The 25,945-nt window shown below is 68.4% G+C and carries 29 protein-coding genes; 16 read left to right on the plus strand and 13 right to left on the minus strand.

What is annotated here, in order from left to right; translation table 11 throughout:
• Positions 1–2: 2 nt before the first annotated feature.
• From ACFSXZ_RS37735 to ACFSXZ_RS37755, 5 genes are all read right to left on the minus strand, one after another.
• A complete protein-coding gene (locus ACFSXZ_RS37735) occupies positions 3–323 on the minus strand; it encodes a hypothetical protein (RefSeq protein WP_378270985.1) in 321 nt (106 codons plus the stop codon).
• Positions 320–751: a YbaB/EbfC family nucleoid-associated protein gene (locus ACFSXZ_RS37740; protein ID WP_378270987.1), complete on the minus strand. Its 432-nt coding sequence runs from the start codon at positions 749–751 to the stop codon at positions 320–322. Before ACFSXZ_RS37740 ends, ACFSXZ_RS37735 begins: the two co-directional genes overlap by 4 nt.
• Before the next feature lie 81 nt (positions 752–832).
• Positions 833–1,774: a hydroxymethylglutaryl-CoA lyase gene (locus ACFSXZ_RS37745; protein ID WP_378270988.1), complete on the minus strand. Its 942-nt coding sequence runs from the start codon at positions 1,772–1,774 to the stop codon at positions 833–835.
• Positions 1,774–2,319 (minus strand): PH domain-containing protein, encoded by a 546-nt coding sequence (locus tag ACFSXZ_RS37750; protein ID WP_378270990.1) that lies wholly within the window; start codon positions 2,317–2,319, stop codon positions 1,774–1,776. The genes ACFSXZ_RS37745 and ACFSXZ_RS37750 overlap by 1 nt, the downstream gene beginning before the upstream one ends.
• Positions 2,320–2,402: 83 nt before the next feature.
• A complete protein-coding gene (locus ACFSXZ_RS37755) occupies positions 2,403–3,212 on the minus strand; it encodes a biotin--[acetyl-CoA-carboxylase] ligase (RefSeq protein ID WP_378270992.1) in 810 nt (269 codons plus the stop codon).
• 87 nt (positions 3,213–3,299) lie between these two features.
• Between ACFSXZ_RS37755 and ACFSXZ_RS37760 the strand changes: the two genes are divergently transcribed.
• Positions 3,300–4,418: a C40 family peptidase gene (locus ACFSXZ_RS37760; RefSeq protein WP_378271073.1), complete on the plus strand. Its 1,119-nt coding sequence runs from the start codon at positions 3,300–3,302 to the stop codon at positions 4,416–4,418.
• 39 nt (positions 4,419–4,457) lie between these two features.
• Here ACFSXZ_RS37760 and ACFSXZ_RS37765 read toward each other — a convergent pair whose 3' ends face one another.
• A complete protein-coding gene (locus tag ACFSXZ_RS37765) occupies positions 4,458–5,045 on the minus strand; it encodes a PadR family transcriptional regulator (protein WP_378270993.1) in 588 nt (195 codons plus the stop codon).
• Positions 5,046–5,095: 50 nt separating this feature from the next.
• Between ACFSXZ_RS37765 and ACFSXZ_RS37770 the strand changes: the two genes are divergently transcribed.
• Positions 5,096–5,776 (plus strand): VC0807 family protein, encoded by a 681-nt coding sequence (locus ACFSXZ_RS37770; RefSeq protein WP_378270995.1) that lies wholly within the window; start codon positions 5,096–5,098, stop codon positions 5,774–5,776.
• Between the two features lie 121 nt (positions 5,777–5,897).
• Positions 5,898–6,863: an asparaginase gene (locus ACFSXZ_RS37775; RefSeq protein ID WP_378270996.1), complete on the plus strand. Its 966-nt coding sequence runs from the start codon at positions 5,898–5,900 to the stop codon at positions 6,861–6,863.
• A 38-nt stretch (positions 6,864–6,901) separates the two neighbouring features.
• Here the strand turns inward: ACFSXZ_RS37775 and ACFSXZ_RS37780 are convergent, their stop codons facing one another.
• Together ACFSXZ_RS37780 and ACFSXZ_RS37785 are read right to left on the minus strand one after the other, a co-directional pair.
• On the minus strand, positions 6,902–7,705 hold the full coding sequence (locus ACFSXZ_RS37780; RefSeq protein ID WP_378270998.1) for an ABC transporter permease: 804 nt from the start codon (positions 7,703–7,705) through the stop codon (positions 6,902–6,904).
• Positions 7,702–8,682 (minus strand): ATP-binding cassette domain-containing protein, encoded by a 981-nt coding sequence (locus ACFSXZ_RS37785; RefSeq protein ID WP_378270999.1) that lies wholly within the window; start codon positions 8,680–8,682, stop codon positions 7,702–7,704. The genes ACFSXZ_RS37780 and ACFSXZ_RS37785 overlap by 4 nt, the downstream gene beginning before the upstream one ends.
• A gap of 295 nt (positions 8,683–8,977) precedes the next feature.
• Between ACFSXZ_RS37785 and ACFSXZ_RS37790 the strand changes: the two genes are divergently transcribed.
• The gene (locus ACFSXZ_RS37790) at positions 8,978–9,460 is read left to right on the plus strand and encodes a DnaJ family domain-containing protein (RefSeq protein WP_378271001.1); all 483 of its coding nucleotides are present in this window, start codon (positions 8,978–8,980) and stop codon (positions 9,458–9,460) included.
• On the opposite strand, the gene ACFSXZ_RS37795 is transcribed toward ACFSXZ_RS37790, so the two are convergent.
• Positions 9,457–10,569, minus strand: coding sequence for an NAD(P)/FAD-dependent oxidoreductase (locus ACFSXZ_RS37795; protein ID WP_378271002.1), 1,113 nt, complete (start codon positions 10,567–10,569; stop codon positions 9,457–9,459). The two genes, ACFSXZ_RS37790 and ACFSXZ_RS37795, sit on opposite strands and share 4 nt — an antisense overlap.
• 72 nt (positions 10,570–10,641) lie before the next feature.
• Positions 10,642–11,448, minus strand: a complete 807-nt coding sequence (gene sigJ, locus ACFSXZ_RS37800; protein ID WP_378271074.1) for an RNA polymerase sigma factor SigJ — start codon at positions 11,446–11,448, stop codon at positions 10,642–10,644.
• A gap of 215 nt (positions 11,449–11,663) precedes the next feature.
• Here sigJ and ACFSXZ_RS37805 point away from each other — a divergent pair, with 215 nt between their 5' ends.
• On the plus strand, positions 11,664–13,085 hold the full coding sequence (locus ACFSXZ_RS37805) for a nitrilase-related carbon-nitrogen hydrolase (protein ID WP_378271003.1): 1,422 nt from the start codon (positions 11,664–11,666) through the stop codon (positions 13,083–13,085).
• Positions 13,086–13,117: 32 nt separating this feature from the next.
• Here ACFSXZ_RS37805 and ACFSXZ_RS37810 read toward each other — a convergent pair whose 3' ends face one another.
• Positions 13,118–13,927 carry a class I SAM-dependent methyltransferase gene (locus ACFSXZ_RS37810; protein WP_378271004.1) on the minus strand — a complete coding sequence of 270 codons (810 nt, stop codon included), beginning with the start codon at positions 13,925–13,927 and terminating at the stop codon, positions 13,118–13,120.
• 168 nt (positions 13,928–14,095) lie between these two features.
• A complete protein-coding gene (locus ACFSXZ_RS37815) occupies positions 14,096–14,599 on the minus strand; it encodes a MarR family winged helix-turn-helix transcriptional regulator (protein ID WP_378271006.1) in 504 nt (167 codons plus the stop codon).
• Between the two features lie 310 nt (positions 14,600–14,909).
• Here ACFSXZ_RS37815 and ACFSXZ_RS37820 point away from each other — a divergent pair, with 310 nt between their 5' ends.
• A complete protein-coding gene (locus tag ACFSXZ_RS37820; RefSeq protein ID WP_378271008.1) occupies positions 14,910–15,854 on the plus strand; it encodes an NADP-dependent oxidoreductase in 945 nt (314 codons plus the stop codon).
• A gap of 32 nt (positions 15,855–15,886) precedes the next feature.
• Here the strand turns inward: ACFSXZ_RS37820 and ACFSXZ_RS37825 are convergent, their stop codons facing one another.
• Positions 15,887–16,297 carry a DUF2000 family protein gene (locus ACFSXZ_RS37825; protein WP_378271010.1) on the minus strand — a complete coding sequence of 137 codons (411 nt, stop codon included), beginning with the start codon at positions 16,295–16,297 and terminating at the stop codon, positions 15,887–15,889.
• A 75-nt stretch (positions 16,298–16,372) separates the two neighbouring features.
• On the opposite strand from ACFSXZ_RS37825, the gene ACFSXZ_RS37830 reads away from it, so the two are divergent.
• The 10 genes from ACFSXZ_RS37830 to ACFSXZ_RS37875 all read left to right on the plus strand — a co-directional run bounded on the left by ACFSXZ_RS37830 (position 16,373) and on the right by ACFSXZ_RS37875 (position 25,937).
• Complete coding sequence (locus ACFSXZ_RS37830) at positions 16,373–17,185, plus strand: AraC family transcriptional regulator (RefSeq protein WP_378271012.1); 813 nt, start codon at positions 16,373–16,375, stop codon at positions 17,183–17,185.
• A gap of 31 nt (positions 17,186–17,216) precedes the next feature.
• On the plus strand, positions 17,217–17,540 hold the full coding sequence (locus ACFSXZ_RS37835; RefSeq protein WP_378271013.1) for an ArsR/SmtB family transcription factor: 324 nt from the start codon (positions 17,217–17,219) through the stop codon (positions 17,538–17,540).
• The gene (locus tag ACFSXZ_RS37840; RefSeq protein ID WP_378271014.1) at positions 17,541–18,431 is read left to right on the plus strand and encodes an SRPBCC family protein; all 891 of its coding nucleotides are present in this window, start codon (positions 17,541–17,543) and stop codon (positions 18,429–18,431) included. It abuts the gene before it with no gap.
• 49 nt (positions 18,432–18,480) lie between these two features.
• Positions 18,481–20,121, plus strand: a complete 1,641-nt coding sequence (locus ACFSXZ_RS37845) for an acyl-CoA carboxylase subunit beta (RefSeq protein ID WP_378271016.1) — start codon at positions 18,481–18,483, stop codon at positions 20,119–20,121.
• A 62-nt stretch (positions 20,122–20,183) separates the two neighbouring features.
• Positions 20,184–20,402, plus strand: a complete 219-nt coding sequence (locus ACFSXZ_RS37850) for an acyl-CoA carboxylase subunit epsilon (protein ID WP_378271018.1) — start codon at positions 20,184–20,186, stop codon at positions 20,400–20,402.
• Between the two features lie 281 nt (positions 20,403–20,683).
• Complete coding sequence (locus ACFSXZ_RS37855; protein WP_378271019.1) at positions 20,684–21,325, plus strand: PadR family transcriptional regulator; 642 nt, start codon at positions 20,684–20,686, stop codon at positions 21,323–21,325.
• The gene (locus ACFSXZ_RS37860; RefSeq protein WP_378271020.1) at positions 21,309–22,760 is read left to right on the plus strand and encodes a DHA2 family efflux MFS transporter permease subunit; all 1,452 of its coding nucleotides are present in this window, start codon (positions 21,309–21,311) and stop codon (positions 22,758–22,760) included. Before ACFSXZ_RS37855 ends, ACFSXZ_RS37860 begins: the two co-directional genes overlap by 17 nt.
• A gap of 32 nt (positions 22,761–22,792) precedes the next feature.
• Positions 22,793–23,407, plus strand: coding sequence for a Maf family protein (locus ACFSXZ_RS37865; RefSeq protein ID WP_378271021.1), 615 nt, complete (start codon positions 22,793–22,795; stop codon positions 23,405–23,407).
• A gap of 138 nt (positions 23,408–23,545) precedes the next feature.
• On the plus strand, positions 23,546–25,324 hold the full coding sequence (locus ACFSXZ_RS37870; protein ID WP_378271022.1) for an acetyl/propionyl/methylcrotonyl-CoA carboxylase subunit alpha: 1,779 nt from the start codon (positions 23,546–23,548) through the stop codon (positions 25,322–25,324).
• Positions 25,325–25,406: 82 nt separating this feature from the next.
• Positions 25,407–25,937: a DUF1707 SHOCT-like domain-containing protein gene (locus tag ACFSXZ_RS37875; RefSeq protein WP_378271023.1), complete on the plus strand. Its 531-nt coding sequence runs from the start codon at positions 25,407–25,409 to the stop codon at positions 25,935–25,937.
• Positions 25,938–25,945: the final 8 nt, after the last annotated feature.

A 25,945-nucleotide genomic window follows, 5' to 3' on the forward strand; every position in this document is an offset into this window, starting at 1 on the left:
GGCTATTCCCTGGCCGCGTCACTGATCGCGTTCTCGGCGGCTGAGTCGCCCTCCTGGTAGCGCCGGGCGGCCTCGGCGAACGAACCGCCCACATGGTCCAGTCCCGTGGCGAGTCCCCGTACCTGGTCCGCGACCCGCCGGGCCGGCTCCGCGTGCGCGGCGGCGAAACTCCGGCCTACCACGTCATGGCCCCAGGCCGTCTCCGCGCGCTCCAGCGCACGGTCGAGGTCGGCGGCGATCTCACCGGCGCGATCGACCAGACTGGCGAAGTCACGGGCGCGTGCCGCGAGCCGCCCGGCGTCGGCCTCGAACCCGCCGCTCACCGAGAACGCTCCCGAAGCCAGTTCTCGTCCTCGAAACTTTCCTCGTCGGCAGGGGGCTTTTCCGGCGGTGTGATCGCACCGGCGTCGAGGTCCGCGGTGCCGAACAGCAGCGCCTGCGGGTCCGTCCCCGCGGGCAGCGCCGGGGCCAGCACTTCGGCCGCCTGGCCGAATGCCCGCACCGTGGCCGAGGCGGTCGCCCGGACGATCTGCTCGGCCAGTTCGGCCGGCCGGTATCTCCGGTACGCGCCTTCGTCGATGACCAGGCCGGTCAAGGTGCCGCGGGGGCCTACCGTCGCGGTGATCAAACCGTCCGGATCGGCGGCCGAGGCGGTGACCGACGCCAGTTCCCGGTGCACACCCGCCAGCCGGTCACGGCTGCGCCGGTAGTCCGCGAGCAACTCGTCGACCTGTGCCTGATGCTCGGTCACGGCGCCCTCCCCTGGGTCGGTACGGCGATCGGCTTCGAGTCTGACGCGGAAGGCGACGCGGCGGTTCCGCCAACCCGAACGCTACTTCGCCAGCGCCCGGACCACCCGTGACGGGCTGGGCCTGCCGAGCCGCCCCGCGATCCACACGCTCGTCTCGACCAGTGCGCCGAGGTCCACACCGTGCTCGATGCCCAGGCCGTCGAGCATCCAGATCAGGTCCTCGGTGGCGAGATTGCCCGTCGCCGACTCGGCGTAGGGACATCCGCCGAGACCACCGGCCGAAGAGTCGACAGTGGACACTCCCTGGCGGAGCGCGGCCAGCGTGTTGGACAGTGCCTGGCCGTAGGTGTCGTGGAAGTGCACGGCCAGCGACCCGGGGCCGATTCCGGCGTCACCGAGCGCGCCGAGCAGACGCTCGACCTGACCCGGCGTGGCCACGCCGATCGTGTCACCGAGGGAAAGCTGGAAACAGCCGAGAGCGAGTAAGCGCTTACTCACGCGCACCACCCGGTCGACGTCCACCGCGCCCTCCCAGGGGTCGCCGAAGCACATCGACAGGTACCCGCGCACGCGCACGCCCGCGTCGAGCGCCCTGGCCACCACCGGTTCGAAGCGCTCGAACTGTCCGTCCACAGTGGAATTGAGATTGCGGTGCGCGAAGGTCTCGGTGGCGCTGGCGAAGATCGCGATGTCCGTGCGCCCCGCCGCCAGCGCCCGCTCCAGACCGCGTTCGTTGGGCACCAGTACCGGATATTTCACGCCCTCACGGGGCTTGAGCCGCGCCAGAAGTTCCTCGGCGTCGGCCAGTTGCGGAACCCACTTCGGCGAAACGAAGCTCGTCGCCTCGAGCACGGTCAGCCCCGCGTCCGCGAGCCGGTCCAGGAACTCGGCCTTGACTTCGACCGGCACGACGGTCTGCTCGTTCTGCAACCCGTCGCGCGCCCCGACCTCCCAGATCGTGACCCGGCCAGGCAAACCGGCCGAGGGGACGGTTTCCGGCAACCCCAGTTCCCTGGCGCCCATCAGCGTTTTCCGCGTCCGCGCGGCATTCCGTCCGCCGGGCCGGCGAAGTCGTCGTAGGGGTTGTCGTTGACCTCGCGGTAGATCAACGTGTGCACGCGCTCGACCCGGGGGATGTCGTCGAAACGCAGCGGCTCGTCCGAGGCCGACTCGATGATCAGCGTGCCGCAGCCGAACAGCCGGTCCACCAGGCCGTGCTCGAACTGCACCGAGTTGATCCGGGTCATCGGGATGTCGATGCCCGTGCGGTTGAGCACACCTTCGCGAGCGATCAGCCGGTCGGTGGTGACCACGAAATGCGTGGTGCGCCACCGCAGCAGCGGCCCCAGGAACAGCCAGCAGACCAGCACCACGCCGACCACGGCGATGGCGATCAGCGACACCGAACCCCATGGCGCGGCGGCGGTCCGGGCCAGGGTGGCGAGCCAGCCACCGAGCCCGAGCACCACGACGAGCCAGAAGAGCGGTCCGATCAGCATCTTCGCGTGCGGGTGACTGTGCACGACGACCTGTTCGTTCTCGCTGAGCAGATCCTCCGGAAATGCCATGGCGTAACCGTACTCTGAGCACGGCCGGATGCACGCCACCTGGCGGGATTTCCCCCGGAATCTCCGGTGTCCGGCAGCGCCCGCTAGCCGGCGCGGACGTGGACGACATCGCCCGCGAACACGGTGTGCCGCCGACGATCCTGGCCGAGCACGATCAGCTGACCCGACAGGTCGATGTCCACGGCCTCGCCGGTCAGCGTCGCCTCGCCCGGCAGGAGAACCCGCACGGGCCGGCCCAACGTCTCGCAACGCGCCCGGTACTCACCGAGCAACCCGGCGCGGTCGAGGTCCCCGCCCGCGGAGCGCCAACGCTCCTCCCGTTCCGCCAGCGCCCTCAGCAGGAGCGCGGCGATCTCCGTGCGGTCCGTGGTGCGCGCGCCCTGCTCGGCCAGCGAGGTAGGCGGGAGGGCACCCGGGCCGGGTTCGACACCTGGACCGAGCGGCCGCACGTTGAGTCCGATGCCGAGCACCACGGCAGGCCCGTCCGCGTCGACCGCCTCGGCGAGGATGCCGGCGCACTTGCCCCGCCCGGGACCGGCCAGGACGTCGTTGGGCCACTTCAACGCCGCGTCGACGCCTAGCTCACTGGTGAGATCCGTCACCGCGAGACCGGCCACGACGGCCAGCGTGCCGAGGTCACGGAAGGCCACTCCACCGGGCTTCAGCAGCACACTCACGTAGATCCCCGATCCCAATGGTGAGCTCCACGTGCGCGCCCGCCTGCCCACCCCGGCGGTCTGTTCCTCCGCGATCAGCACGGTTTTGTCGACCGCTCCCCGTGCGACCGCGTCGCGCAGGTCGGCGTTGGTCGAACCAGTGCTCGGTACCACGTCGAGCACCCGGTAGGGCGGGATAAGGTCCGTACGAAGGCGTGCGGCGTCGATTCCGGGCATGACGGAAGGTTAATAACCTGTCGATGCTCCGTTCGTTGGGCACGAGTGGACTCGCGGTGCGTTGTTCACGATGGTGGGAGGGTGGAGATTCGGTTCCGGACCTGGGCACGGGGTGCCGCGGGGCGCGCGCTGATCGCTCTGGGCATGGTCGCGGTCGTGGTGGCCGGCGGCTGGTTGTTCATGCGTCCGAGCGTCACACGGACGGTGCTTCCCGCGGCCGTTCCCGAGAACCCGGGCGCCGCGGCCGGCCAGTCCGGGCCGTCGGCACTCCAGGTCAGCGCACCCGTACAGGCCCAGGCCCCGCAGCAGCAGGGCGCGAACGCGCTCCAGGCATGGGCGGCGAACCTGAGCGGCCCCCTCGACATTCCCGAGCGAGCGCTGATCGGCTACGCCACCGCTGAGTTGACTCTGCGCCGGGAACAGCCGGGCTGTCACCTGTCGTGGGTGACCCTGGCCGGGGTCGGCAAAGCCAGTTCCGACCACGGCCGCTACGGCGGGGACCAACTCGGCCCCGACGGCACCGAGAGCAGGCCACTGGGCCCGACGCCTCTTCAGGGCGCCGCCGGCGAGGCCGCCGCCGACCAGCGCGGCGGGCCGATGCAGCTCACCCAGCAGCAGTTCAACCACGCCGGGAACATCCAGTCCGTCGACGACGCGGCGATCGCCGCCGGCCGTGCGTTGTGCGCGAAAGGTACCGACCTCCAGGTGGGTCAGGGCTGGTGGAACGCGATCGCGGCCTACCGCGACTCACCGCTGTTCCGTCAACAGGTGCTGGGCAACGCGCAGCTCTACGCGACGCTCTCGCTGGCTCCCGCGACCGCCTCGGCGCCATCGGCCCGCGCCATCCGTTTCGCCCTCGACCAGATCGGCCTGCCCTACGTCTGGGGCGGAAACGGCCCCAAGGCGGGGGCGGCGGGATTCGACTGTTCCGGCTTGAGTTCGGCTGCTTACCAGAGCGCGGGAATCGGCCTTCCGCGTACCGCCGATTCCCAGTTCCGGGCCATTTCCGCGGTACCGGGCGGCGAACAGCCGAAAATGGGTGACCTCGTCTTCTACGGTAACGCGGCCACGTTCATCCACCATGTCGGGATCTACCTCGGCAACGGACTGATGATCAACGCGCCGACCGAGGGAATGGCGGTGCAGATCGCCACCTATCACGTCCGTGGTGACGATTACGTGGGTGCGGGCCGGCCCGCCAATTGACCATTACCGCGTCCTGTGAACGCGTGTCCCCACGACCTTTCAGCTCGTGCGGAAATGCTCCTCCCAGGTCAGGGTTCCGGCGTCGATGTCCGCGCACACGGTGCGGATCCAGTTCAGTTCCGCTTCGATGACGCCCTCGGTGTATTGGTGTTCCAGGAGGTACAACCGGGGAACCCCGTGGCGCACCGATTCCGCGATCACCCGTCGCGTCCCGGCCAGCCGGGTATCGAGTTCTTCCGCACGCTGGCTCAACTGTCGCCGAGCGTCGTACGGGGAGAGCAGGTAGAGAAACGAGACCGCGGCGGGGAACGACGGGAACTCCGGGTTCGGCGAGGCCAGGCTCTGCCGCAAACCGGCCAACAACGCGTCGCGGCCGCGCGGCGTCAACGCGTAGACCGTGCGCTCCGGGTGGCGGGTATCGCGTTCGACGGCGTGCACGTCGATCAGTTCATCCCGGGCGAGCCTTTCGATGGCCGCGTAGAGCCCTGAACGGTTGCGCACGTTGACCACCATGTCCACGCCGCGTTCCTTGATCAGTTGCTGCATGCGGTAGACGTGCATGGGTTCCCCGGCCAGCAGCGCCAACACCGCCATCACGACCGGCGACAGTTGCCCCTCACCTTTCATAGGATGTAGCGTACTAGTCCGTTACGTACTATCGCAGACCCGGGGGAACTATGCCTACGAGCGGGCCGAAACGACCGCAGGCGGGCGGTCTACTGTCGATACTGCTGGAGATCGCCATCTCCATCGGCGGGTACTACGTGCTGCGAGCCGTGGGCATCGACGTGTTCTGGTCACTGACCTTGCCGGGTATCGGCGTCGCGATCGTCGCGGTCATCGCCACGGTGCGCCGCCGGCGCGTCGACATGCTGGGTTTGCTTGTCCTGTTCGAGGTCGCCGCCTCGCTCTCGCTCGTGCTGACCACCCACGATCCGCGCATCGCCGCCATTCGCGGCCCTGTCTACGTGTCGATCGGCGGCTTGTTCTGCCTGGCCACGCTGGTGCGTAAGCAGCCGATAACCGCGGTGACCACGTCCTCCCTGGCCAGTTTCGGGGATCCGGCACGGGCCAGGGCCTTCGAGTCGGCCTGGCGTGCCGTACCGCGGTACCGGCTGATCATGCGGGCGCAGACCGCGGCGATCGGCCTGATCCTGCTCACCGGCTCCACCATCCAGGTGGGAATCCTTTACGCCCAGCCGCTTTCCGACGTCGCCCACGCGATCGACATCGCCAACATCGTCAACACCGTGATGTGGGTGGCCGAGGTCGCCGCCGCGGTCGGTTTCATGGTGCCGGCCAGGCGAATCGTGCTGTCGATCGTCGATCGCCCGCGAGACTCGGTTGCCCCGAAGTGACCGAGCCACCCGACCTGCCTGCTTGATGCGACGCCGAGGTGACCGCGTCGTGCGATGCCGGGTCCTCCTCACGCGCGGGCAGGCGCACCGCACCGACCTCGATCGTGACAGGATTCTTGGCGTGAAGCGGATTTTGCTCGTGGCGACCGGTGACGTGATGGCCTACCGCCGCCACTCCGGGCAACAGGGTGTCGCCTCGGGAGCCGAGTTGCTTGCCGCCGCCGGAGAGTCCACTTCGGACGTACACGTCGAAGACGTGATGGCCGAGCCCAGTTGGGACACCTCGCCCGCCACGATGCTGTCACTGGCGCGGCGGGTGCGCACGGCGCTGCTGGACGACGGTTTCGACGGTGTGGTGGTCACCCACGGTCTGGACACGCTCGAAGAGACCGCGTTCCTCACCGACCTGATGGCCGGAGACGCGGTCGCACGCGGCGGGATCGTCTTCACCGGCGCCCGGCAGTGTCTGGACGAACCCGGTGGGGAAGGCCCGGGCAACCTGGCCGCCGCCATCGCCGCCGCGCCACGAACCCGCGGCTTCGGCGCGCTCGTCTGCTTCAATCACGAACTGCATGCGGCCCGGTGGGCGACCTTCACCGACGCCACCCGTGCGTCGGCGTTTTCCTCGGCGCCCTACGCGCCGCTAGGCCGGGTCACGCCTTCCGGCGAAGTCGTCACCAGCGCGCAGGAACGTCCAGCACGGCCACCTTACGTGCGAGGCGCACCCGAATCCGACGTGGCGTTGATCAAGACCTACCCCGGAATGACGCCGATGTTGCTGACGGCTGCGGCCGACGCCGGTGCCCGGGGGATCGTGCTCGAAGGCACCGGCGAAGGAAACGTTCCCGTGGAGCTGTTCACCACCATCGGCGAGGTGACCGAATGGGGCATTCCCGTCGTCGTGGCGTCCCGCGCTCGCACGCACCCGTCGGCTCTCGACGATCCCCACGACGCGAGCGGCCTCGCCACGAAGATCGGCGCCATCGGCGCACGGGGGCTCAGCCCGGGACATGCCCGCGTCGCCCTCATGGTCGCGCTCGGCGCGGGCGGAGTGGAAGCGGTGCGCACCTGGTTCTCCGCGCTCTGACTTGTTTCCCGTCCTCCTCGATCGTCCCGATAGGACAGTCACCTGCTGGACACACGACGGTAGCGCGCGGTGGCCAGCGGGGCGAAAATCCCGATCAACGCGATACAGCAAAGGATCGAGTAGAGCACCGCGTGTTCGGAGGGCCAACCCGTCGGCGGGGTCCCGAAACTGTTGCCGAAGAGCTGGCGCGTCGCGTTGATCACCGCGGTGAACGGGTTCCACTCGGCGATGGTCCTCAGAATGCCCGGCAACGTGTCCAGCGGCACGAACGCCGACGAAATGAACGTGAGCGGGAACATCCAGATGAGGCCCGCGCTCTGCGCCACCTCGACGCTGCGGGCCAGCAGGCCGATCAGCGCGCCCACCCAGGTCAACGACCAGGCGAACAACAGGATCACCAGGTAGGCGCCCACCGCGTCGACGAGGCTACCGCGAATGCGCCAGCCGACGACCAATCCGCACAGTGACATCACCACCAGCGCCACCACGCTGATCACCAGATCGGACGTGGTGCGGCCGAGGATCACCGCGAGCCGTGACATGGGCAGCGAGCGGAACCGGTCGATGATCCCGCGCTGCAGGTCGTTGGCGAATCCGATCACGGTGAACGCCGAATTGAACGCCACGGTCTGCACGAAGATCCCGGCGATCAGGAACTCCCGGTAGGCCTGACCGCCCGCGGCGCCGCCGATCGCGCCACCGAAGACATAGGCGAACAGCAGCACGAACATGATCGGTTGCACGGTGGCGGCCATCAGCCAGTCCGGGTTGCGCCGGACGTTGACCAGGTTGCGCCAGGTGATGACGCCACCGTCGGAGATGCCCTTGGCAAGCCCGTTCATCGAGATTCCCCGTTCGCTTCGCCGGCCTCGGCACCGTGACCGGTCAGTGCGAGAAACACGTCGTCCAGACTCGGGCGGTGCAACGCGATGTCGTGCACCGTGATGTTGTGCGCGTCCAGCCTGCGCAACGCCTCGATGAGCGCCTTGGGACCGGTGTCCACGAGGATCTCGGCCCGGCGCGCGTGCTCGTCACAGAGCGGTTCTCCGGTGCCGACCTCGCGGAGGATCTCCTGGACGAGGGGCAGCTCTCCGGCGGAGTCGACCACCAGTTCCAGCCGCTCGCCGCCGGTCCGGGCCTTGAGCTCGTCGGCGGTGCCGCGCGCGATCACCCTGCCCTTGTCGATCACCACGATGGCGTCCGCGAGCTGGTCGGCCTCCTCCAGGTACTGCGTGGTGAGCAGGACCGTGGTGCCGACCGCGACGAGTTCCTTGATGACATCCCAGGTGTCGAGCCTGCCGGCCGGATCAAGCCCGGTCGTGGGCTCGTCGAGGACCACCACGCTCGGCTCGGCGACCAGCGCACCGGCCAGGTCGAGCCGGCGCCGCATCCCGCCCGAGTAGCCCTTCGCCGGGCGGTCCGCGGCCTCGGCCAGCCGGAACCGGTCGAGCAGTTCCCGCGCGCGGGCCCGCGCGGCGGCCTTCTTGCGGCCGTAGAGCCGCCCCACCATGTAAAGGTTTTCGAAGCCGGTGAGATTTTCGTCGACGGCCGCGTACTGTCCGGACAGCCCGATCGCACGACGGACCGCGTCGGGCTCGGTCAGCACGTTGTGCCCCGCCACCATGGCGTCGCCGGAATCCGGGCGCAGCAACGTGGTCAGGATGCGCACCATCGTGGTCTTGCCCGCGCCGTTCGGCCCGAGCAGGCCGAGTACCTGGCCGGACGGGATCTCGAGGTCCACACCGTCGAGCGCACGGGTGGCCCCGTACTGCTTGACCAGCCCGCGCACTTCGACCGCGAGCGCGCCGGGTCGTGTCATCGTCCGCCGCTCCCCTCTGGAGGTTCACGGCCAAGGTAACGGCACCTACCGACAAAAACCTCCTGGTTTTTCCCTGACCCGGTCGAGCACACGACCAGTCACTTTCCGTGTCCGGGCCGCCTGCCCCGCAGCGCCAGAGGACCGTTTTCGGCGCGGCTATTGCGGTTGTTGTGGAGCAAGGAGCGTTTACTACGGATAGTCCGTAGTAAACGCTCCTTCCTTCAGTTACTCAACGTGAGGCAGGAGGCCCTGATCGTGAGGGCGGCGTCGGTGGTGGGCAGGCACAATCGAAGTCATGACCGAACGAAAACCGCCCGGTGTCAGCATCGAGTCCTGGGTCGAGCGGCAGATTCGCGAGGCACAGGAAGCGGGCCGCTTCGACAATCTGCCCGGTGCGGGCAAACCGCTACCCGGCCTCGGCCTGCCCTACGACGAGTTGTGGTGGGTCAGGCAAAAGATGGCGAGTGAGGGGCTTTCCGCGGAGGCGGCGCTGCCGACTCCGTTGAGGCTGCGCAAGGAAATCGAGCGGTTGCCCGAGACGGTCCGGCCGCTTCCCACCGAAACCGCGGTTCGTGAGGTCGTCGACGAACTGAACAAACGGATCATGGATCACCTCCGGGCCCCGTCGGGACCCCGTGTCCCGGTCCGGCCCGTGGACGCCGACGCGGTCGTCACGACGTGGAAGGCCGAGCACGCCAAGAGACGGCCCGGCCCTACCCCCAGTGCGCCACGCACCCCGCCTCGGCGCCGTTTCTTCCGGCGCCGCAAGGGGTTCTAGGAGACCAGCTTCGCCAGGACAGGATGGCGCTCGAGCGAAACCGTGCCCCGCACAATGGATTCCTTCACCAGCGCCGCGACCCTGCCGGTGAGCACCGTGCCGACCGGGCTGTCGTCCGCGCTGACGAACTGGATGAGCCCGTCGTGGCGGCCGAGGCTCACGCACTGGGTGAAGTAGCGGAAGCGCAACGGTTTCGGGTCACGGCCGGCGAGACGGTCCGCGAACGCGCCGACGGCCTGCGCGGCGGTCGGCAGCCCGGTCGCGCATGCCATCCGCAGTTCCTGCCCGTCCGGCCGCCTCGCCGCGGCCGCGTCACCGATGGCGTAGACCTCCGGATGAGACACCGAGCGCAATGTCTCGTCGACGATCATCCGGCCCGCCGGGTCGACGGCGAATCCGGCGTCACGTGCCAGTTCCGGCACCCGGAACCCAGTGGTCCAGATCACAGTGTCGGCGGCGACGTGCCCGCCGTCGGACAGCCGCACGCCGTCCGCCTGGACCTCGCCCACCCGGACCTGGTCGGTGACTTCGATGCCGAGCCGCGCGAACGCGCGTCGCAGGTAACGGCGGCCGTTCTCGGAGAAGGCGGCACCGAACCGGCCACCGGTCACCAGCCGGACCTTCAGGCCAGGCATGGTTTCGGCCAGTTCCGTCGCGGTTTCGATCCCGGTGAGGCCACCACCGACCACCGCCACGACCCCACCTTCCCGGACACGCTCCCGAAGACGGGCGGCCGACGCCGCATCGGCGACGGTGTGAGCATGCTCGGCCGCACCCGGCACGGAATCGAGGTCGGCCCGGCTGCCCAGTGCGTAGAACAGGGCGTCATAGCCCACCGTCTCCGGGATGCCGTGCAGGCGGACGACCCGGTTCTCGGCGTCGATCCCGATCACCTTGCCGACCACCAACTCGACACCGGTGCCCCGCAGCAGTCCGGCCAGCGGCAGTTCCCGCAGAGCCTGCCCGGACGCGAGCTGGTGCAACCGCACGCGCTCGACGAACCGGTCGCCGGCGTTGATCAGAGTCACCCTCGCGTTCGTTCGCTTGGCGGTGAGCTTGGCGGCGAGAAGCCCGGCGTAACCACCGCCCAGTACCACGATGTGCGTCATGTTGTTCTCCCTTCTGCGCGGTCGAAGGGTGAACCGGCGAAGGACCCGGTCCGTGACATCGAGTGGCGACCGTCACACCCGCTGACCGGCCGCGTAGGCCAGTTTGTCCGGGTTGGCGACGGTACGGACGGCCACGATCCGCTCGTCGACGATCTCGGGAACGATGATGTAGGCGAGCGCGCCGGCTTCGTGCAGGGCGATGGCCGGGTCGCCGTTCACCGAGGCGACCGACATCCGCATGGCTGCCGCACGCGGATGTTTGGCCAGGCCGGCGAGCAGATGGACGACCCGCTCCCGGCCCCGCACCGGAATCCGCGCGGCGGCGGCCTTGCCGCCACCGTCCGCCCAGGCCACGACATCGGCGGCGAGCAACCGCTCAAGGCCCGCGAGATCGCCCTCGACCGTCGCGGCGAGAAACCGTTCCACGATCTTGGTCCGCTGCTCCGAGCTCGGGGTGAAACGTTTGCGCGGCTCGCCCACGTGCTCCCGGGCGCGGCGGTACAACTGCCTTGCGTGGGCTTCGTCGACATCCAGGATCTCCGCGATCTCGCGGTGGCTGTAGTCGAAGGCTTCGCGCAGCACGAAGGCGGCCCGCTCCGGCGGAGTCAGCCGTTCCAGCAGCGTCAGCATGCCGAGGGACACCGTGTCGCGTTGTTCCACGATCTCCAGTGGCCCGAGCTCGCTGGTGAAGACGGGCTCCGGCAGCCACGGCCCGACGTAGACCTCACGGCGGGCGCGCGCCGACGTGAGCCGGTTCAGACAGAGATTGGTGACCACCTTGGTCAGCCAGGCCTCCGGCACCGTCACCGAGTCGCTGCGCCGCCACCGGAGGTAGGCGTCCTGAACCACGTCCTCGGCTTCGGACGCCTCACCGAGCATGCGATACGCCAGGCCGAAAAGCCGTCCTCGCTCGGCCTCGAACCTGCCGAGCTTCTCGGTGTCCACATCGCCCACACTCCCAGCAAACCAGATGTCCGCCGGAATATCGTGTCCCCCTTCGTAGGGCAGGCCCTACCTCGATCACTCGTGCAGGGCCCCGTGATCAGCGGTGATCCACCTGGAAAGGTCCGACGCGACGGACAAGGAGTTCCGCGTTGACCAAGAAGAATCTCACCTGCATGGCCGCCACGGCCGCTTCGGCCGCGCTTTTCTTTTTCGGTGTCGGGTTGCACCCGGTCGCCGCGCTCGCCTGGCTCGCGCCACTGCCGATACTGCTTCTGGCCCCTCGATGCCGGGCGAAGACGGCGGCCGCTTCGGCCTTCGCCGCTTCCCTGCTGGGCAGCACGAACAGCTGGGACTACTTCCTGCGTTCGCTGTCGATCCCGCTGCCGGCCGCACTGGTCATCGTTCTCGGCAGCGCCGCGGTGTTCGCCGCGGCCACCCTGGTCTTCCGTGCGCTGCTCGCCAACGGCAGGCCGCTGCTCGCGGCGATCGCCGTGCCGTCGATCTGGGTGACGGCGTTGTACGGGGCGTCGCTGGCCAGTCCGACCGGTGTCATCGGGACCCTTTCGACGACACAGGCGGACTTTCCCGCGGTCATCCAGGTCGCCTCGATCACCGGCGCCTGGGGAATCGAATTCCTCGTCATCCTGGCTCCGGCCGCCCTCGCGGTCCTCGCCGCACCGGGCATCCCCGCTCGTGCCCGGCTCCGCGCTCCCGCGCTGCTCGCCGTGACACTCGCCGCCGTTCTCGGCTACGGTTTCGCACGTCTGTCCACTGTAGATGAACAACACCACACCCGGCGGGTCGCCGTACTCGCGCGCACGGACCGGCATTGGGCCGTCGATGTCGCGACACCTGCCGGCCGTGATCTAGTTCAGTCCTATGTGGACGCAATAGAGGGACTGCCGGATGGCGTCCGAATCGTCGTTCTTCCCGAAGGAAGCTTTGCCGCCGACGAGTCCAGCCTGCCCTTGCTGACCGGCCCCCTGACACAGGCAGCGCGCGCCAAAGGGACCGACATCGTCGCGGGCCTGATAGACCGCGAGAAGGGCGTCCGTTTCAACACCGCCCTGGACCTTCGCGCGACCGGAGCACCGTTGACCTACCGGAAGTGGAATACCGGCGGCGCGCCGGACATCGAACCCGGTCGTGATCTGTCCATTTCGGACGGTGTCGCGCTGGAGGTCTGCATGGACGTGAACTTTCCCCGCCCCAGCCGCGATTACGGCAGGCTGGGCGCCGGCCTGGCGGCGATTCCGGCGTCCGACGAAGACGTGGACGGCTGGCAGCACAGCCGCGCTGCTCTCTTGCGTGCGGTGGAAAACGGTTTCGGTGTCGCCTGGAGCGCGCAGCGCGGGATGCCGACGCTGACGGACGCGCACGGCCGGGTCCTCGCCGAGACGCACACCGGCGGGCCCTCTCCGTTCGCGGTGGCGGTCGCCGATGTGCCGGCCGGCACCGGCCCGACGTTCTACGCCCGGTCCGGCGATTGGTTCGCCTGGCTGTCCACCGGTTTGGCGCTGGTCACGCTCGCGGGTCTCCGGTTCTCCTCCGTGTTGTCCCCAGCTCCATGACAATTGTGGACAACCTGTGGACAACTTGTGGATCAGGCTCTGATCGCCTGGAGCGTGTAGGTGGCCGGAAGCCGATCGGGGCCCTCGCGGAGGCACCACTCTCCCAACGAGTCGACGACCATCTGGCCCGGTAAGGCGTTCCAGTGCACACTGTCGTGCTCGACGAACGCGGTCAGTCGGAGGCCGGCATCGAGCACTCCGGTGATGATCTCGCCGATGCCGTGGTTCCAGGTATGGCTGAGTCCGTGTTCGAGGGGCACATCGGTGGTGACGTAGGTGCTCGGGTCGTCGAACACCAGGGGCTCGGCGTGCTCGAAGTACGGGTACGTCAGGCATAGCTGCTGGTCGAGTGCCCACAACACCGGATGACCCTCACGAATGAAGAGCCGGCCACCCGGCCGAAGCAATCCGGCGACCACACGCGCCCAACGGGCCACGTCCGGCAACCAGCACAGCGCGCCGACACCGGTGTAGACGAGGTCGAACGACTCGCCGCCGAGCGCCTCGACCGCGTCATAGACGGAGGCCTCGACGTAGTCGATGTCCGCCCCGGACGCTTCAGCCAGCCGGCGCGCTTGCACCAGCGACTCGGACGAGAAGTCCAGCCCGCTCATCGTGGCCCCGAGCCGCGCGAGCGAAAGCGTGTCCGTGCCGATATGGCACTGAAGGTGCACGCCACGCAGTCCGGTCAAATCTCCCAGCCGGGGCTGGTCGAAACGCACCACGCGACTCAGATGCCGGGGATCGTCGACGAACCGGTCGAACTCGTACTCGTCGGACGCCGCGTGCACCGGTGCCCGCTCGTCCCACCTCGCCTTGTTGACCGCGACGTAGTCCTCCATGCCCGAGAGCATCACACCGCGCCCACAGTCCGTCGATCGGTTTTCCCGTCGGCCGCGGTGTCACCTGGTAGAGCATGGCGAGTCGGGGCGACATCAGGTCGCAGCCGATCCGGGCTCCTCTCGCCAAGCCCATCTGGCCGTCGAAGGTCCGATGGGCGAAAACGGTCCTTACGCTCCGCTTTTGCGTCGGCGAGGCGCTGCCGAGCGAGGCGGTGACGAGCGCATGTGGTCGCGCACCGGCGCCAGCAGACCGGCGAGTGCCTTGACGTCCTCACGCGACAGCGGCTCGAACAGCAGGCCGCTGACCACTTCGATATGGCCCGGGAGCACCTTCGCGAGCAGCGCGCGTCCGGCATCGGTGATGGTGACCGTGATGCTCCGCTCATCGTCCGGAGAAGGAGCACGCACGACCAGACCCGCCTTCTCGAGCAAACCCGCCTGGTAAGTCAGACCGCTACGGCTGTAGACGACACCGTCGGCCAGGTCGGTCATCCGGTGACTCCCCGTCGGCGAGTCACCGAGCCGGGCGAGCAGCTGGAACTGCACGTAGCTGAGGTCGCCGGCTTCGCGCAGCTGCTGCTCGACCGCGTGCCGGAGCAAGCTGGTCACCTCGATCAGGTCGAAGTAGGCACCGAGCTGGACGGGGTCGAGCGACGGCGGTGAATCGGGCATGACCGAAGTCTACTGCTTCGAATTCGAAGAGTACCGCCGGTCGGGACACTACGCCGGCCACGCCCTGAGGGCTTCGAGATCACACCGCAGATGCTCGCCGAAGCCGCCGAGTTGTCCGGGAATGTCGCCCTCGGGCCGCCCCGGTGACGACACCACCGCCCGGCCACGGGAGACCCAGGCGCCGGGATGAACCCGTCCACATAACGGCGGTGACGACCATCACTTGCTTCGAATTCAAAGCAGTAGTAGCTTCATCCTCAGTTGCTTCGAATTCCAAGCAACTTCGACCCCAGTGAAGGTGAGAACTCCCATGAAGGCAGTGCGTTTCCACGAGTACGGCGACCCCGACGTCCTGCGCTACGAAGACGTCGACCTGCCGGTGCCCGGCGCAGGCCAGGTCCGGATCCGGGTCGCCGCGACGTCGTTCAACTCCGTCGACGGCAACATCCGCGGGGGTTTCATGCGTGGCCCCATTCCGGTGGAACTGCCCCACACTCCCGGCCTCGATGTCGCCGGCACGGTCGACGCGCTGGGCCAGGGCGTTGACGGCATCGCGATCGGCGACTACGTCGTCGGTTTCCTGCCGATGGATCGCGACGGCGCGGCCGCGCAGTACGTCCTCGCGCCGGCCGAGGTCCTGACGCCCGCACCGAATCGCATCCCGCTGGCCGACGCCGCGGCCCTGCCGCTGGTGGGCCTCACCGCGTGGCAGGCGCTCTTCGACCACGGCAAGCTGACAGCGGGGCAACGCGTGCTGATCAACGGCGCCGGTGGCGCGGTCGGCGGCTACGCCGTGCAACTGGCCAAGAACGCCGGGGCCCACGTGATCGCCACGGCCAGCCCCCGCAGCAGCGCGGCGGTCACCGCCGCCGGCGCGGACGAGGTCATCGACCACACCACCACCAGCCTGACCGGCGCGGTGACCGAACCGGTCGACGTCGTACTCAACCTCGCACCGGTCGACCCGGCCGAACTCGCCGCGCTGGCCGGCCTGGTCCGCCCCGGCGGTGTCGTGGTCAACACGACGGTTTGGATGCCCGCGCCCACCGACGAGGAACGCGGCGTGCGCGGCATCGACCTGTTCGTCCGCAGCGACGCCGAGCAACTGGCGCGACTGGTCTCGCTGGTCGACCGCGGCGAGTTGCACGTCGCCGTCGCCGAGCGGGTGCCGCTGGCCGGGCTGCCCGCGCTGCACGCCCGCGCGGCCGAGGGCGCGGTACACGGCAAGGCCATCGTCGTCCCGCCCACCGCCTGACAGCGACGGCGGCGTCATGGCCGCGGCATCCGTTACGGGTGCAGGGAAAGTCCCTTGAGCGCCTTGTCGACCGCGTTACGGCCACCGTGCACCCCGATGCCGACCAACGCGAGTTTTTCCGTGGGCACCGCTTGGACAGCCGCCCGGTTGTCCGTGTCGTTCCCCGTGGCGAAAAGTTCCTCGGTGTACACGGCGACATCGAGTTCGCGGTCGACGGCCTTGCGGTGCGCCGCCCGGAGTGCGTCCGCGTCCGCCACGTACACCAGCACCGGTTGCCCGAACATGGGCAGGTACGCCTGCCCGGAGCCGTCTTCGTAGTCTTCGCCCACGGTTTCCGGGAACCGCGCCGCGATCCCGCTGACCATGAAGGCGGTCACGTTGAGGCGTTGCCAGGTGGCGAGGTCGTCCCGCACCACCACGGCGATCTTCGTTTTGGCTTGCACGGGGTCCAGGATGCCGCCACCGGACCCCGGCGGTCTTGAACGCTCGTGCGCGAACGGTGCGGGACAATGGCGGGCATGGGCGATTGGGCGAGCTACTGGCGCGCCCCGGACCGGCCGCTGGAAACGATGCACGCTCATTTCGAACGGCACGTGTATCACCGGCACAGCCACGAGACCTACTCGTTCGGATTCACCGAGTCCGGTGCACAGGCGTTCACCTGCCGGGGCGCGGCGCGCACCAGCGCGACCGGAATGGTGATGGCGTTCAATCCGGATGAACCGCACGACGGGCACTCGGCGATCGAAAACGGCTTCACCTACCGCATGATCCACCTCGGCATCGAACTGGTCACCGGAGCACTCGCCGACGCCGCGGAACGCCCGGCCGGCCTGCCGCTGTTCGCCGAACCGGTGCTGCAAGACCCGGTGCTCGCCATGGCGCTCCGCCGTCTTCACACGACGCTCGAAGGCGAGAGCCGACTGGCACAGGACGAGGCTCTCGGCGACGCCGTGCGTGCCCTCGTGCGCCGCGGTTCCACGCGCCCGCCTCGCTCCCGCGCCCGGAGCGTTCCGGCGGGCGTCGCGCGAGCACGGGAGTTGCTCGACGCCGCGTTCGCCGAAGATCTCCGCGTGGACGAACTGGCCGGAGTCGCCGGGTGCAGCCGGTACGCGGTACATCGTGGTTTCGTCGCCGCCTACGGCTTCGCGCCAAGCGACTACCAGCGACAGCTCAGGCTCCGCGCGGCCCGAGGCCTCCTCGCGGCCGGCCAGTCAGCGGCCGAGACGGCGGCTGCGACCGGGTTTGCCGACCAAAGTCATCTGACCAGGTGGTTCAAGCGTTACTACGGCGTCACCCCGACGGTCTTCCAGGCCTCCGTCCGCCCTTGACCGAATATTCCACACTGGTTATATTTCCCATATGGCATCAACGTTCGCAGTGCTGGCCGAGCCGCGGCGACGGGAAATCCTGGATCTCCTGCGCGGGGGTGAGCGACCGGTCGGCGACCTGGTCGACCGGCTCGCCCTGACCCAGCCGGCGGTGTCGAAGCATCTGAAAATCCTGCTCGATGCCGGTTTGGTCGACGTACGCCGGGACTCCCAGCGCCGGTACTACCGGCTCCGTCCGGAGCCGCTGGCGGAGATCGACGAATGGCTCGCCCCCTACCGGCGTCTGTGGCAGGACAGCTTCGACGCCCTCGAACGTCATCTCGATGCCATGCCCGACACCACAAAGGAGTCCTGAATGGACGCGGAACTCGACACGACCGGCGGCGACGCGGTCCTTCGCTTCGAGCGGCGCTTCGCGCATCCGGTGCACAAGGTCTGGCACGCGATCACCGACCCGGCCGAGATGGCGCACTGGTTTCCCGCCGCCATCGAAACGGAGTTGAAGGCGGGGGCGAAGATGCGATTCGTCTTCCCGGACGAGGCGCCGATCGACCTCAAGATGACCGAGGGCGAGGTCCTCGAATTCGACCCCCCGAAGGTGTACACGTTCCGCTGGAACGCCGACGTGCTTCGCTTCGAACTGGTCCCGGACGGCGACGGCTGCCGCCTGTTCTTCTCCCAGACCCTCGGCGGCGGGCCGATCGGACGGCTCGCCGCGGGACGCAACGCGGCCGGCTGGGATACCTGTCTGGAAACGCTCGCCGGGATTCTCGACGGGAACCGCGACGCCGTGGCGAACGGCGACTCGCTCCAGGCGATGCGGCACTACATCAAGAAGTTCGAACTCGACCGGCCCGAGATCGACGGTGACGAAATCCGTTTCGCTCGTGATGTCGTGTGGCAGCCCGCCGACCGTGTCTGGGAACTCCTCACCGGAGGGGAACCGGTCAAGCGGGGCGCGCTTCCCCCGGCGTCGGCCACCGGCAGCTCTGTGCCGGCCGGTCCCGTCACCGCGGTCGAGGCTCCCCACCTTCTGGAATACCAGTTGCGGCGCGACGGCGAACCGGCCGGACGGGTGCGCTGGGAGATCATCGACGACGGAGCGCTCGGCGTGCGGTTGGAACTCACCCACACCGGGCCACCCGCGTCCCGCCTGGCGGCGCTCGCCAACTGGCGGCGCTACCTCGACAAGTTCTTCGACTCCCTGTTTGCCGGCGAAAACGACGGACCGGACGCCGGGCACTGAGTCTCAAGCCACAAACGCCGGTGCCCGACAGTGATTAAGCTGCGAATTCATGAGCAGCGCGACGGAACCGATCGGGACGCCACCGGACGAGGAACCGGACATCCACACCACGGCGGGCAAACTGGCCGACTTGTACCTGCGCTACGAGGAAGCGGTGCACGCCGGGTCGGCACGGGCGGTGGAGCGCCAGCACGCGAGAGGCAAGAAGACCGCTCGTGAACGGATCGACCTGCTGCTCGACCCCGGTTCGTTCGTCGAACTCGACGAGCTGGCCCGGCACCGGTCGACCAACTTCGGGCAGGAGAAGAACCGCCCCTACGGCGACGGCGTGGTGACCGGCTACGGCACCGTCGACGGCCGCGCGGTGTGCGTGTTCAGCCAGGACGTCACGGTGTTCGGCGGCTCGCTCGGCGAGGTCTACGGCGAGAAGATCGTCAAGGTGATGGACCTGGCGATCAAGACGGGCCGGCCGATCATCGGCATCAACGAGGGCGGTGGGGCACGCATCCAGGAAGGCGTCGTGTCGCTCGGCCTCTACGGCGAGATCTTCCGGCGCAACACCCAGGCCTCCGGCGTGGTCCCGCAGATCTCCCTGATCATGGGCGCGAACGCGGGCGGGCACGTCTACTCCCCCGCGCTGACCGACTTCGTCGTGATGGTCGACCAGACCTCGCACATGTTCATCACCGGCCCGGACGTGGTGAAGACGGTGACCGGCGAAGAGGTCACCTTCGAGGAACTCGGGGGCGCCCGGACGCACAACACCAAGTCCGGCAACGCGCACTATCTCGGCAGCGACGAGGAAGACGCGATTTCCTACGTCAAGGAACTGCTGTCCTTCCTGCCGTCCAACAACCTTTCGGAGCCGCCCGTCTTCGACGCTCCCGAGCCCGCGGGCGAGTCCATCGCGGACGGCGTGACCGAATCCGACCTCGAGCTGAACACACTGATCCCGGACTCGCCGAACCAGCCCTACGACATGCATGAGGTGATCACCCGTGTGCTCGACGACGGCGAGTTCCTGGAGGTCCAGGAGCTGTTCGCGCCGAACGTGCTGATCGGGTTCGGCCGGCTGGACGGGCACAGTGTCGGCGTCGTGGCGAACCAGCCCACGCAGTTCGCGGGCTGTCTCGACATCGACGCGGCCGAAAAGGCGGCGCGCTTCGTCCGCACCTGTGACGCGTTCAATGTGCCGGTGCTGACCTTCGTCGACGTGCCGGGCTTCCTTCCGGGCACGGACCAGGAGTGGAACGGCATCATCCGGCGTGGCGCGAAGCTGATCTACGCCTACGCCGAGGCGACCGTTCCGCTGGTCACCATCATCACCCGCAAGGCCTACGGCGGCGCCTACGACGTGATGGGCTCGAAACACCTCGGAGCGGACCTGAACCTGGCGTGGCCGACGGCGCAGGTCGCGGTGATGGGCGCGCAAGGGGCGGCGAACATCGTCCACCGCAAGACGCTGGCGAAGGCCGCCGACGAAGGCAAGGACGTCGAGGCCCTGCGGGCCGAGTTGATCCAGGAGTACGAGGACGCCCTGCTCAACCCGTACGAGGCGGCCGAGCGCGGCTATGTCGACTCGGTCATCGTGCCCGCGCACACCCGTGGCCACGTCGCTCGCGGCCTGGCCGTCCTGCGCGACAAGCGCGAAACCCTTCCGCCCAAGAAGCACGGAAACATCCCTCTTTGACCGGGGCGGGTGTCCCGGTCAACGCAGGAGGGCCTGTTGTCCCCGGTACACAGGAGGCTGGCATGAGCGAACGTCCGTCGCTGCGGGTGGTGCGAGGCAATCCCGACGACGCGGAACTGGCCGCACTGACGGTCGTCCTGGCGGCCGTGGCGGCGGAGTCCGCACGCCGGGCACCGGAAAGGCCACGGCGGCGTTCGTGGTGGGCCGACCGGGCCGCCATGGTGCGCCGGCCGCTTCACCCCGGCGAGGGCGCCTGGCGCGCTTCCTCGCTGCCTCGGTGAAAATTTCCTTCAGCACGCTCGCGTTTCCCCAGGTGCGCCCGGGCGCACCTGGTGTGGAGACCTGAGGCCGAACCACTCTGGAACACGGCCCTGACGAGACGGCCTGAGCAGGAACGATGCCGAATCCGTCGCGGGCTCCCGCACGCGGACGGCGCGGCTCGGCGCGCCACGAATGCGTAACGACCTCCGCGTAGCGGCCGCCCGGCCGTCGACGCCACCACTCCACTTCGATATATTCCACATGGAATAAACGACGTGGATCCTTCCGAGAGGAGCGATTGGTGGCTTCGTCGAATCAGCCGTTGACCGCGCTGGCGATGGCCGTCCTCGAACTCCTGCACGAGCGTCCGATGCACCCCTACGAGATGACCCAGGTGATGCGCCAGCGCCGGACGGACCGGCGGGTCAAGCTGCGGCCGGGTTCGCTGTACCACACCGTCGAACGGCTCGAATCGCAGGACTTTCTCGAGGTCGTCGACACTCAGCGGCAAGGACGCCGGCCCGAACGCACGGTCTATGGCATCACGGAGCTCGGACGGGACACCTACGCCGAACAGGCCCGCGAAATGCTCGCCACGCTGGCGCCGGACTACACGCCATACCCGATGGCGTTGGCCGCGGGCACCGAGTTGTCCCGCGAGGACTTCCTCGAACAACTCGGTCTCCGGGTGATGAACCTGCGCCAGCAACTCGCCGCGGACAAGGTGGCCGTCGACCACCTCCTCGGCGAGGACCTGAACCGCATGTACTGGGTCGACTTCGCCTACGTCAACCACCAGCGGAAGTCCGAACTGGAGTGGACGGAGAAGCTGATCGAGGACCTGGAGTCCGGCCGGATCACCTGGCCGGACGAGAAACCGGAGCAACGCCCAGAACTGTCCATTGTGGAGACCAAGGACGAGACGGATGACCAGGCAAGCTAACCCGTGGAGCGCACTTCTCGCGCTGTGCGTCGGATTCTTCATGATCCTGCTCGACACCACCATCGTGGCCATCGCGATTCCGTCGATGGTGACCGGGCTGCACACCGACCTCAACTCGGTTGTCTGGGTGCTGAGCGTCTACCTCCTCACCTTCGCGGTGCCGATGCTGTTCACCAGCAGGCTGGGCGACCGGTTCGGCCCGAAGCGGGTCTTCCTCGCCGGACTGATCGTGTTCACCCTGGCGTCGCTGTGGTGTGGTCTTTCCAGCAGCGCCGGCACGCTGATCGCCGCGCGCGCGGTGCAAGGACTCGGCGCGGCGCTGATGACACCACAGACGCTGGCGTTCATCACGCACCTTTTCCCGCCGTCGAAACGCGGTCCCGCGATGGGGCTGTGGGGTGGCGTCGCGGGCCTGGCCACGATCGCCGGCCCCCTTCTCGGCGGCGTGCTCGTGGACGGCCTGGGCTGGCAATGGATCTTCTTCGTCAACGTCCCGATCGGTGTGGCCGGGATGGTGCTGACCGTCCTGCTGGTGCCCGACTGGCAACCGAAGCACGCCCATTCCTTCGATGTCCCGGGAATCCTGCTCTCCGCCGCCGGACTCTGCCTGCTCGTGTTCGGACTCCAAAATGGACAGTACTACGACTGGGGCAGGGTCTTCGGGCCGTTCACCATCTACGAGTTCATCGCCGCCGGGGTGGCGCTGCTCGCCGGATTCGTGGTGTGGCAACGGTTCAACCCGAAGGAACCGCTTCTGCCGCTGAGTCTTTTCGGCAACCGCACCTTCTCCGCCGGCACGCTCACCTCGGTCACCGTCGGGTTCACCATGACCGCGATGTTCCTGCCGCTGGTCATCTACATCCAGCAGGTGATGGGACTCTCACCGACCAAGGCGGGCCTGCTGACCGCGCCGATGTCCCTGCTGTCCGGCCTCGTCGCGCCGTTCATCGGCAAGCTGTCCGACAAGACCAACCCCAAGTACCTGGTGGTGTTCGGGTTGTTCGGGCTGGCGGCCGGACTCACCCTCATCGCGGTCATGGTGCGTCCCGACAGCGGCGCCTGGGCGATGGTGCCCGGACTGCTCGTGTGCGGCATCGGAACCGGGTCGGTGTTCGCGCCGATGAGCAACGCGACGATGGGCTCGGTCCAGCCCAAGCTGGCCGGTGCGGCGTCCGGCATCTTCAACACCGCCAGGCAGGTGGGTGGTGTGCTCGGCAGCGCCGCGACCGGCGTGCTGCTCCAAGCACGTATCGCCGCGTCGATGGCCGGTGAGCACGGCAACGTGGGCAAGGCGCTGACCGACGCCACTCGCGAGACCCTCATCCTGCCGGTGGCGGTACTCGTCCTGGGCATGTTCGCGGCCATGGCCATGCGGCGCGTCACGCCCCGGCATCAGGCCGAGAAGCCCGCCCAGCCGGAGCCCGCGATCGCGTAACCGGAGAGTCGGGAGGCGGTAGTCTGCGGCTCGTGCGCTTCGTACTCGCTTCCGCCTCCCCCGCTCGCCTCGCCGTGCTCCGCGCCGCCGGCATCGAACCGGACGTGATGGTCTCCGGTGTCGACGAGGATGCCCTGGCCGCCTCGGTGGCCGACCGGTCTCCCGGTGAGATTGTCACCGCGCTGGCGATGGCGAAGGCGGAAGCTGTCGCGGCCACCGTTGCCGACAGTGAGGCCGTCGTGGTCGGCTGTGACTCGATGCTTTCCATCGGTGGCGAACTGGTCGGAAAGCCGGGCGAACCCGAGATCGCGCGCAAACGCTGGGCCCAGATGGCCGGCGGCACCGGCGAACTGCTCACCGGCCATGCGGTCCTGCGGATCGAAAACGGAGGCCGCACGCGGCACGCGGTGGGCAGCCAGACTACGACCGTCCGTTTCGCCGACCCCGATCCAGTCGAACTCGACGCGTACCTCGCCACCGGTGAACCGCTCAACGTCGCCGGTGCTTTCACCCTCGACGGACTCGGCGGCTGGTTCGTCGAAGGCATCGACGGTGACCCGTCGAGCGTCATCGGAATCAGCCTGCCGCTCACCCGGCGCCTGCTCGCCGAGGTCGGCGTCAGCGTGGTGAAGCTCTGGCGCTCCTGAATCGATTCCGGTCCGAGAGCAAGACACCCGGGAGAGCCCCCCGGCTCGGGGTGAGGTAGGCGTGAGCTGCCTCTCAGCACGTGGGGACTACTCCGCCGTAAGCTCGGGTGAAGCCGTTCGGACCACGGGAGGTAGGGCGTGCCGCAGCAAGCGAATCATGGCGGATCGGTCACCAAGGTTCTCGTCGCCAACCGCGGCGAAATAGCGGTCCGGGTGATCAGGGCGGCCAAGGACGCCGGGCTCGCGAGCGTCGCCGTCTACGCCGATCCCGATCGGGACGCGCCGCATGTCCGGCTCGCCGACGAAGCGTTCGCGCTCGGTGGCGACACTGCCGCCGAAAGCTATCTGGTCATCGACAAGCTCATCGACGTCGCCAAGCGGGCAGGCGCGGATTCCGTGCATCCCGGCTACGGCTTCCTGTCCGAAAACGCGGACTTCGCACAGGCCGTGATCGACGCCGGGCTGACCTGGATCGGCCCGAGCCCGCAGGCGATCCGCGACCTCGGCGACAAGGTGACCGCGCGGCACATCGCGTTGAAGGCGGGCGCGCCACTCGTGCCCGGCACCAAGGATCCGGTGGACGGCCCGGAGGAAATCGTCGCCTTCGCCGACGAGCACGGCCTGCCGGTCGCTATCAAGGCCGCCTTCGGCGGCGGGGGCCGCGGCCTGAAAGTGGCCCGTACCAAGGAAGAGATCCCCGAGCTGTTCGAATCCGCGACCCGCGAGGCCATCGCCGCGTTCGGTCGCGGTGAATGCTTCGTCGAGCGTTATCTCGACAAGCCCCGGCACGTCGAAGCTCAGGTGCTCGCCGACAAGCACGGCACCGTGGTGGTGGTCGGCACGCGGGACTGTTCCCTGCAGCGCCGTCATCAGAAACTCGTCGAGGAGGCCCCCGCGCCGTTCCTGTCCGGCGAGCAGCGCCGGACCATCCACGAATCGGCCAAGGCCATCTGCCGGGAGGCGGGTTATTCCGGCGCCGGCACGGTCGAATACCTCGTCGGAACCGACGGCACGATTTCTTTTCTCGAGGTCAACACGCGGTTGCAGGTCGAGCATCCGGTTTCGGAGGAAACGGCGGGCGTCGATCTGGTTCGCGAAATGTTCAAAATCGCCCGCGGCGAGAAGCTGGACATCACCGAAGATCCCGAACCACGCGGCCACGCCATCGAATTCCGGATCAACGGCGAGGACGCAGGCCGGAACTTCCTGCCCGCGCCCGGCACCGTCACGAAGCTGGTCTTTCCCCAAGGTCCCGGGGTGCGGGTGGATTCCGGGGTGGAGACCGGCAGCGTGATCGGCGGCCAATTCGACTCCATGCTGGCGAAACTGATCGTCACCGGCGCCGACCGGCAGCAGGCGCTCAAGCGCAGCCGCCGCGCCCTCGACGAGCTCACGGTCGAAGGCCTGGCCACGGTGGTGCCGTTCCACCGTGCGGTGGTGCGGGACCCCGCGTTCGCCGAGTCTTTCACCGTCCACACACGCTGGATCGAAACCGAGTTCGACAACCAGATCCCGCCTTTCGAAGCCCCGGAGCCCGAGTCCGGTGAAGGCGCCGAGCCTCGGCAGACCGTGGTCGTCGAGGTGGGCGGCCGACGGCTCGAGGTCTCCCTGCCCGGTGACCTCGCGATCGGCGGCGGTAACGGCACCACCACGAAGGCGAAGCCGCGCAAACGCGCGGGCGGCTCGAAGACCACGGCCGGCGGCGATGCCGTGACGGCGCCCATGCAGGGAACGATCGTCAAGGTGGCGGTCGAGGAGGGCCAGCAGGTGGAGGCCGGTGACCTCGTGGTCGTCCTCGAGGCGATGAAGATGGAAAACCCCGTCACCGCACACAAATCCGGCACGGTCTCCGGCGTTTCGGTCGAGGTCGGCACCGCCGTCACGCAAGGCGCCGCCCTGCTGGAAATCACAGACTAGTTTCCAGGGCGTTTTCCCGGGCGCGGACGCTCATTGCCGCGAACGGGGACACGAACTTCGCGATAGGACCTAACATTGGTTCGTGGACTCCCCGGAAATCCGGATCGGTGACGCCGACCGCGAACAGGCACTGCACGCCCTGGGCGAGCACATGAGTCATGGCCGCCTCACCATCGACGAGTACGGCGAGCGCTCCGCCAAGGTCACCGCGGCGAAGACCAGGGGTGACCTGGGCGCGTTGTTCACCGACCTTCCGGAACCGCACCCCAGGTTCGGTACCGGCACGCCCACCGCCGAGCAGGCCGCGCCGGCGCCGGCCACCTCCACGCAGCCGGCCACCTGGACGGACCGGCCGCTGAACCAGCGGGCCGTGGCCGCGGGCGTTCCGCTGTTCTGGGTCGTCGCGGTCATCATCGGCGTCACCACCCACTTCTGGTGGATCATGGCCTTGCCGTTCATCCTCACCGCCGTCGGCCGGGGCCTGTGGGGCCACGAGTGGGAACACGACCGGCGAGCCGATCGCGAGCGTGAACGTGACCATCGGCGGGGTGATCGCGAGCGCGAACGTGAACACCGGCGCGATCTTCGCGACCGCCACCGTGGCCGCCCGTAGAATCGGCC

This window comes from Amycolatopsis pigmentata, from assembly GCF_042684065.1.
GTDB classification, from domain to species: domain Bacteria; phylum Actinomycetota; class Actinomycetes; order Mycobacteriales; family Pseudonocardiaceae; genus Amycolatopsis_E; species Amycolatopsis_E pigmentata.

Excerpts from the sequence above, each read along its gene's own strand:
- ACFSXZ_RS37745 (WP_378270988.1), bottom strand. The coding sequence starts at position 1,774 with ATGGGCGCCAGGGAACTGGGGTTGCCGGAAACCGTCCCCTCGGCCGGT.
- ACFSXZ_RS37750 (WP_378270990.1), bottom strand. The coding sequence starts at position 2,319 with ATGGCATTTCCGGAGGATCTGCTCAGCGAGAACGAACAGGTCGTCGTG.
- ACFSXZ_RS37755 (WP_378270992.1), bottom strand. The coding sequence starts at position 3,212 with ATGCCCGGAATCGACGCCGCACGCCTTCGTACGGACCTTATCCCGCCC.
- ACFSXZ_RS37765 (WP_378270993.1), bottom strand. The coding sequence starts at position 5,045 with ATGAAAGGTGAGGGGCAACTGTCGCCGGTCGTGATGGCGGTGTTGGCG.
- ACFSXZ_RS37770 (WP_378270995.1), top strand. The coding sequence starts at position 5,096 with ATGCCTACGAGCGGGCCGAAACGACCGCAGGCGGGCGGTCTACTGTCG.
- ACFSXZ_RS37780 (WP_378270998.1), bottom strand. The coding sequence starts at position 7,705 with ATGAACGGGCTTGCCAAGGGCATCTCCGACGGTGGCGTCATCACCTGG.
- ACFSXZ_RS37785 (WP_378270999.1), bottom strand. The coding sequence starts at position 8,682 with ATGACACGACCCGGCGCGCTCGCGGTCGAAGTGCGCGGGCTGGTCAAG.
- ACFSXZ_RS37790 (WP_378271001.1), top strand. The coding sequence starts at position 8,978 with ATGACCGAACGAAAACCGCCCGGTGTCAGCATCGAGTCCTGGGTCGAG.
- ACFSXZ_RS37795 (WP_378271002.1), bottom strand. The coding sequence starts at position 10,569 with ATGACGCACATCGTGGTACTGGGCGGTGGTTACGCCGGGCTTCTCGCC.
- sigJ (WP_378271074.1), bottom strand. The coding sequence starts at position 11,448 with ATGCTCGGTGAGGCGTCCGAAGCCGAGGACGTGGTTCAGGACGCCTAC.
- ACFSXZ_RS37810 (WP_378271004.1), bottom strand. The coding sequence starts at position 13,927 with ATGGAGGACTACGTCGCGGTCAACAAGGCGAGGTGGGACGAGCGGGCA.
- ACFSXZ_RS37815 (WP_378271006.1), bottom strand. The coding sequence starts at position 14,599 with ATGCCCGATTCACCGCCGTCGCTCGACCCCGTCCAGCTCGGTGCCTAC.
- ACFSXZ_RS37820 (WP_378271008.1), top strand. The coding sequence starts at position 14,910 with ATGAAGGCAGTGCGTTTCCACGAGTACGGCGACCCCGACGTCCTGCGC.
- ACFSXZ_RS37830 (WP_378271012.1), top strand. The coding sequence starts at position 16,373 with ATGGGCGATTGGGCGAGCTACTGGCGCGCCCCGGACCGGCCGCTGGAA.
- ACFSXZ_RS37835 (WP_378271013.1), top strand. The coding sequence starts at position 17,217 with ATGGCATCAACGTTCGCAGTGCTGGCCGAGCCGCGGCGACGGGAAATC.
- ACFSXZ_RS37840 (WP_378271014.1), top strand. The coding sequence starts at position 17,541 with ATGGACGCGGAACTCGACACGACCGGCGGCGACGCGGTCCTTCGCTTC.
- ACFSXZ_RS37845 (WP_378271016.1), top strand. The coding sequence starts at position 18,481 with ATGAGCAGCGCGACGGAACCGATCGGGACGCCACCGGACGAGGAACCG.
- ACFSXZ_RS37850 (WP_378271018.1), top strand. The coding sequence starts at position 20,184 with ATGAGCGAACGTCCGTCGCTGCGGGTGGTGCGAGGCAATCCCGACGAC.
- ACFSXZ_RS37860 (WP_378271020.1), top strand. The coding sequence starts at position 21,309 with ATGACCAGGCAAGCTAACCCGTGGAGCGCACTTCTCGCGCTGTGCGTC.